The 6,653-nt window shown below is 45.9% G+C and carries 5 protein-coding genes; 1 reads left to right on the plus strand and 4 read right to left on the minus strand.

What is annotated here, in order from left to right:
• Positions 1-102: 102 nt before the first annotated feature.
• The 4 genes from PGW94_RS04150 to PGW94_RS04165 form a co-directional block, all read right to left on the minus strand.
• On the minus strand, positions 103-609 hold the full coding sequence (locus PGW94_RS04150; RefSeq protein WP_271758928.1) for a hypothetical protein: 507 nt from the start codon (positions 607-609) through the stop codon (positions 103-105).
• Positions 606-1,217, minus strand: a complete 612-nt coding sequence (locus PGW94_RS04155) for a hypothetical protein (protein WP_271758929.1) — start codon at positions 1,215-1,217, stop codon at positions 606-608. Before PGW94_RS04155 ends, PGW94_RS04150 begins: the two co-directional genes overlap by 4 nt.
• Positions 1,218-1,221: 4 nt before the next feature.
• Positions 1,222-2,685 (minus strand): hypothetical protein, encoded by a 1,464-nt coding sequence (locus PGW94_RS04160; RefSeq protein ID WP_271758932.1) that lies wholly within the window; start codon positions 2,683-2,685, stop codon positions 1,222-1,224.
• A gap of 80 nt (positions 2,686-2,765) precedes the next feature.
• A complete protein-coding gene (locus PGW94_RS04165; RefSeq protein ID WP_271758934.1) occupies positions 2,766-5,468 on the minus strand; it encodes a hypothetical protein in 2,703 nt (900 codons plus the stop codon).
• Positions 5,469-5,638: 170 nt separating this feature from the next.
• On the opposite strand from PGW94_RS04165, the gene PGW94_RS04170 reads away from it, so the two are divergent.
• Positions 5,639-6,653 (plus strand): dihydrolipoyl dehydrogenase family protein (locus tag PGW94_RS04170; RefSeq protein ID WP_271758936.1); only part of this gene is annotated, 1,015 nt, incomplete at its 3' end.

The following is a 6,653-nucleotide window of genomic DNA, read 5'->3' on the forward strand; positions in this document are numbered from 1 at the left end:
CCCATTAGACCCATTAGACCCATTAGACCCATTAGACCCATTAGACCCATTAGACAGCTAACTAACCTTTTGAAAAATGGTTTGCAAGCAATAAAATCGTGCTCATTCTAGCTTTTTCATGGCCTCATCATCAAAAAACAGGCTTTTCACTCCTTCAACTTCCTCACGACGTATTCTCATTCCCATTGCGCGCTCAATTTCTCTTACGCGTTGCTCATCTAACTCTGCACCTCTTTTTATAAAACTATTTCTGAGCACTCTGTAGAAATCGCAGGTTTTGGCCCTGAGACGCGCAGTGTCATAATAGCTGATACTGCCACTCTTTGTAAAAAGCTGAACCAGGTAATTGGACACCGCTGCAAAGTCTTCCTTGGATACATTGCACAAAGTAAACCCTGTTTCATCACTCTCAGAATATCTACAGACCCCATTATGTGCACCCAAGACTTCGTACTTCACCTGTTTACCAGATAATTTAGCAACACAATCGTATGCGGAGCAATCCATGATCGCATATACCAAACCAACACAACCCTTGGCCTCAGCAATGCGTACTGCAAACATGCCGAATATAATAGTCATTACGCAGATTACTAACTCGGTTCTCATGTGTGACGACCCGTTATCCTGTACAGCTCAAATACTATCGTGCCACTGACGGTAGGTAGAACTCTCCCCTCTTCATGTGCCCTTACAATGTCTCCCGTAATTTCTCTCTCTTTTGTGACTTCAAAAAGCCTAATCGATACAAACCCCGGCACATCATACCTGATTGCCTGCATAAATAAGACTGCATGTTTATCAGTGAGCGCAGAAAACTTTATGCTCACTCGGCTGTTTTCAACCCTTATATATTTCTTCCTGTAACTGCCGCTAACATCCACAGTATCGGACGTGGTAATGTCCTCTGCATGAACTTTATGTACAAGAGACAGCTGCTTTATCATAGTCTCAAGACTCACTTGTTCGGCTTGATCGTTGCCATGATACACATGGTTGTTGTACAGCTCCTGCCAAATCGAAAAGTTATTGTTCAGCCTCACCTCCTGGTGATGCGCATAGTGTATGTCATCCCTAAGCCTTGCAACACTCCTGACAAGGGCACCCTCGCGCCTCTGGTAGTTTGTCTTAAGCATGTGAGCACTGACAAGCTGCACACCTATTAACGAGAGCGCTGATAGCAGCGCCGCCAGTTGTACCACACAATACTTGAGCATGGCCTCACTCCCCCGCCCTTGGGCGCTCAAGGTGTACAATAAACTCTTGGGACTTTTCTTTTTCTACGACCGCTTCAACCCGAACAACCCTGTAACCCCGTAACACCTCATGCAGCTTCTTTATTAGCGCTTCATACCCACCTGGAGACACCACCACACCTAGGGCCAGGCTTACCCCAAAATCTTCCGATACACCCCAAGATAGACTGGTAAACTCGAAACCATCTTTCTGCAAAGTGCCCAACATAGACATGACTTCTATGGGATCTGAACTCACGCTGGACAACGCCCTGTAAAGATCCAATACATCATACATCTCGTTGATTCTAGTAAACTCTCTATCATTGCGAATGGCTTGTAGTTCCTGAGTCAGTTGAGCAGATTCCTCACTAAGGCGCGATATGCTGCTCTTGCTTCGCGAAATTCCTACTGAATTTAATATGTACAGAGTCCCAACCATCACTATTGCACAGAACGTGGGTAGTATTGCATACCGTTTCACATAAATAGTTCGCCTGATCGCAAGCGATGCATCAGTGTGCATAACATGCTGGAACACGGGCACCCGCGTCATAACGCTTAAAATAACTATATCGCAGTACCAACTTCCGACGCTCACGCAGTCTCGTACACTCAGGACCTTCCCCAGTTCATACGGCGTTAAAACACTTATCTCACCCTTCTTTAGATCAAATGAGAGCATGCAAGACTTCACATTTCCTGGAACAACCATGTAGAGCCCTACGTCTGAATCTGAAATCGGCCCATTGTTCTTGGCAATATTACATACCGCATCTTGCATTTCTTGGTACACCTTAGCTGCTATTGCGTACGGAAGTTTTTCCTCCGACTCCAAAATCTTTACTGAAGTGGAGGAAAACAGCTTCCCTTCATGGAGTATTATTTGTCTATAATCTCCAACCTTGGTATACACGATGAACACAACCCACCGCCTAGTCTTGTTTTCTCTGCAAGAAACTTCATGCGCAATAATCGCCAGCTCAACAGAAAACAAAAGTACTCCCTTGAAGTTGCACTGCGAGAATCCTCCCATCAGATCTAGAAAATTCTTGAAAAGTACATCCTGAATACTGCACTCAACAGCCATGTACTGTAGCTTCTTAATCCCGTTATCTACAGCACTCGAAACGACATATAGTGTACTGAAGCCCGTTGCGTCGACAATGCCCATACGCCTATCTTTAACAACAAACCCCGCGGCAAGTTTTCCTACAGAAGGTACCTGGCACCTGTTATATACCTGCCCAGAGTGATCCAGAACCGCATAAACACTGGCTTTTCTGTTGCTTTGTATGCACTCCTTTACTCTGTCCCACTCCCGGTCATTAGGGCTACTTACGAAGTACTTGTTGCGGACCACTCCATTGACAATATTAGCTATGACGGCACCATTATCGCCAATGAGAACCATAATAGCACTGCCCTGGCACAAGCCCAGAAAACCCATCTTACACTCACTACAACAGTCGCCAATAAGATAGTGCATGACCTCGTGGCTGTAGTGTATGTAAAAAAAATTAAGGTAGGCTAAAGCTCTTGTGTAGTCACACACTCAAATCCTGAAGTTGCCCCGTCTACCCTAGCGAAAGTGGTGTCTGGGTGGATATTATGCATGCCCACATCCGTATTAAGGCCCCCGCCTCCCCTTCGGGTACGCCTAGCGTTCCCCTCCTCGTATATATGCCTATACATACCCCGCGTCTGCACAAAGCTTCCTGTTCTCCATCTCACATACAGCAAGCATGCAACAACAAGTATCACAGCTAGTAGCAAAATAGCAATGCTACTTGCTGCCATAGCAGAAGATACCATATCCGTTTTATATATCGCCTCTGTAGGAGCTATAGTTTTATTGTCCATCGGCAACGGCGTTTGTGACGCTGTGCTACACGAACCATTGCAGGGCCTGGAAGTTGTGACTGACATATTTGAGTGGATATCCCTGCGGAACTTATCACCCGATGAATCTGAGATAATATCATCCACGGTGGCTACGCTCTGTTGTGTCACAGTGGATAGCCCCGGCACCGTAGTCGTCTCATTGCCACCAGATTCCATTGTAGAGTTATGTTTTACCATAGTTACCACTGTAGTGTCTTCTACGTCCCCGCGAATTTTCACAGTAGTCGTAGAAATCCCGGGCTCTGTAAAAACTTGCTCTTGCGGCGCTTCTATAACTGCTCTTTCGCCTTCGTCACTTGCGTTACCTATGCAGCCTAAACCCCCAGGGGTGCTACATACTTTGCGTTCTTGTCCAATACCTGAAATTGGCACCGAAGCATATGTTGTCGCATCCCCACTGGCTTTATCATTCATGGCTCTCGTAGATACTATCGTCACATTAGCTGCACCGCGTGTGGCCACTACGTTGCCACGACTATTATATTCGGCAGTCATAGGCTGGGTAACAGAAGCCACTGGCAACGCGGCGATGACAACATCTCCCCTCTTGCGCAGCCCTGACGAAGCCCTTTCCACACTATGCTGAGTTGACGCTGTGGTAGAAATCTCCTTTACAGCAGCATATTCCACCACCCTTAGTACAAACTTGCTCTTTCGAGAGACAGGAATGCCAGCCATTTGACCACGTGTCACAGACACAATGCTGCGGGCGCTACTTACTTTACGCATACTTTGAGAAATAATCTTCGTGCCCTTGTCTGCAATATTTATAAAATCTTCAGCACTCAAGTTGGCAATGTCCTTCGTAACAGTGTTGATATCGCATTTTCCCGCAGCGTGTAGTTGGCTAGGCCTTAAGTCGTACATGTGCAACAGACCAGCGTCTTTTTCCACAATCATTACTCCGAGATGGTCGTCTTCTGCCTTTACGTTCAGAGAAGAGACCAGAAACTTTATAGGAACTATGTTCTGTAAAACCTCATACATACCCCTACTAAAAGATGCAACACACAGTTTACCCATGCGCTTATTATCCCATGGACGCACAATATAGACTATATATCGCGCTCCGTTCACTGAGATCCCCTGAATATACTCAATATGCTCTTCAGATAGCGAAATACCTATAGCTTCAATATTACATCGCGGAGTCTCAATAAAACACCGATCAGGTGAGCGCATTAAAGAATCCACTGCACTTCTGCTATATGCTGGAAAATCCGCACTATGCGCTTTATACTTGCTAAAAAACCTGGCCCCTTCAGAAGCCAGATATGTACTGATATATGTCAGCGATATGTGGTCTCTAACATCATCCCAGATCAAGAGGCGCTCAGGAAATTCTGCAGAACTACCACCAACTCTGCTGAAAAAGTAGCTGTTCGTGTGATCGCCACGCACCTTAAGTAGCTCGAGGGTTTCTGCAGAGAACATCCACGCAAAATACCCCTGGTTTGTAGAAGGTACCCTGGAGTCCCCTACCGACCTACCGAGAACGACTATATCTCCACTAGACATCCGCGTTATACTCAGTGGAGTGTATATTGCATTGCCCTCATAAGGCAATCTGTTATTCCTCACATGCGTCGCATTAAAAGTATCGTGTTGAAACCCTATGAGATACTCACTGATAGACAATACCTCGTTATATTTATGCTCTGCACCGTCTGCATATACATACTCGTATTCCAAAAGCGCAAAAGTAATTTTGTAGCCCTCCGGACTTTTTGTAACCACAAAAACGGGATCACAGGATTCAACCTGCTCTCTGGTGAGGGAATTGTTGTTAACCTTCGCGACAAGCAATGAACCTTCCCTCGAAAATCCCCTAAGGTACAGATCGTATTTGTCTTCGGAGTTCATGAGATAATGCGCACAAAATGCATGTTCCTTTTCTCCCCAAAACCTTGCACTCTCACCCAACAAGCATAACGACACTGCATGCCTTCCTTCATAGCTGCTATCCCGCATCGCTTCAGCCGTAAGATCCCCTGTGTACGCAGTCAGAATGCGCCCTTTTCTTCTGTCGTACATACTGGGTGTAACGCCGCTAGCGCCGTTAAGATGCCTTTGTTTTTCTTCCAAGACGCTTCTACCCAACTTATAAAGCTCACGCCCCTGCATTTTCCATGCCTCTATCTGATCATGGGCGTCTTCCCCTCTCATTGGATGCAAATCAGAAGAGTCCCAAGTAATTATCTTTTTCACTTTCTTCGCCACATCTTTTAATTTGGCACTGACCGCGCTAATCCCACCTTGAAATAGTTCAGAAAACTTGTTTGATTTTGATTGCTTCATTACTAAGTCTCTTAACAATTTAAGAGACAATATTAACTTTTTCGCATAATAGCAACTCTTAATAAATTTAATAGTTTCGCTCAGAGATAGATAAAACTGCGCCGATATACTACCTACTTTATGGCTGTACCGAGCAAAATTACGTTGCTAATGACCGAGATTTTCAATATCATGCAGCATTCTGGCGTGTTGCGTATTTTATGGACAGGTACGATATTATTGTTGTGGGCAGTGGCCCCGGGGGGTACATTGCGGCTATTCGCGCTGCGCAAGTGGGTTATAGCGTAGCACTGGTAGAGCGTGAGTCCAGCTTGGGTGGTGTTTGCCTAAATTGGGGCTGCATACCTACAAAGGCCCTACTAAAGACTGCTGAGTTGCTGAAGAAAATAGCAAACGCCGACACGTACGGAATAAAAGTGGCTGGAGCTGCTCAGGTTGATATCGCTGAAGTGGTAGCTAACTCAAGGAGTGCTGTTGCTCACCTTGGCGCAGGAGTGGCTTTTTTGATGAAAAAAAACGGTGTAAAACTTTACACTGGGAATGCGACAACCCTAGGTAAGGGTGAAATACTAGTGTCAAGCAGCAATGGAGAGGTAAAACTTGCTGGGCGCCACATAGTTCTAGCAACGGGAAGCCGCCCGAGAATGCTGCAAAATGTGGAGCAAGAATTGTTGTGGACTGCAAAAGACGCTATGGTGCCCACGGAGCTTCCTAAATCTATACTGATTGTAGGAAGCGGTGCTATCGGTATAGAGTTTGCCAGCTTTTACGAAGCCCTTGGTAGCAAGGTCACAATAGTAGAGTTGCAAGATAGAATCCTTCCATTGGAGGACGATAGCATCTCCTCCGCCATGGGCAAAATTTTGCAGTCCCAGGGTGTAACAGTGCTGGTGAATAGCTCTGTGTGTTCTCTCGTGCGCTCTGATGAGGGCTTAACCGCAGAGGTCAAAAATATGGCTACAAAACAGTCGTCACTTGTTACCTTCGATCGTGTGTGTTGCGCGATTGGCGTCGTCCCGAACTCCGATAATCTAGGTCTAGAGAATACTGGAGTCGAACTCGACCGCAATGGCTTTATTTTAACTGACAATCTTTGCGAAACTAGCGATAAGGGGCTATACGCGATTGGGGACGTTGCCGGTCAACCATGCCTGGCCCACAAAGCCAGCCATGAAGCAGTAATATGCATAGAAGGCATTGCAACACGCGAAGGAA

The sequence above is a fragment of the Candidatus Anaplasma sp. TIGMIC genome (assembly GCF_028204095.1).
GTDB lineage: Bacteria > Pseudomonadota > Alphaproteobacteria > Rickettsiales > Anaplasmataceae > Anaplasma.

Excerpts from the sequence above, each read along its gene's own strand:
- PGW94_RS04155 (WP_271758929.1), bottom strand. The coding sequence starts at position 1,217 with ATGCTCAAGTATTGTGTGGTACAACTGGCGGCGCTGCTATCAGCGCTC.
- PGW94_RS04150 (WP_271758928.1), bottom strand. The coding sequence starts at position 609 with ATGAGAACCGAGTTAGTAATCTGCGTAATGACTATTATATTCGGCATG.
- PGW94_RS04160 (WP_271758932.1), bottom strand. The coding sequence starts at position 2,685 with ATGGGTTTTCTGGGCTTGTGCCAGGGCAGTGCTATTATGGTTCTCATT.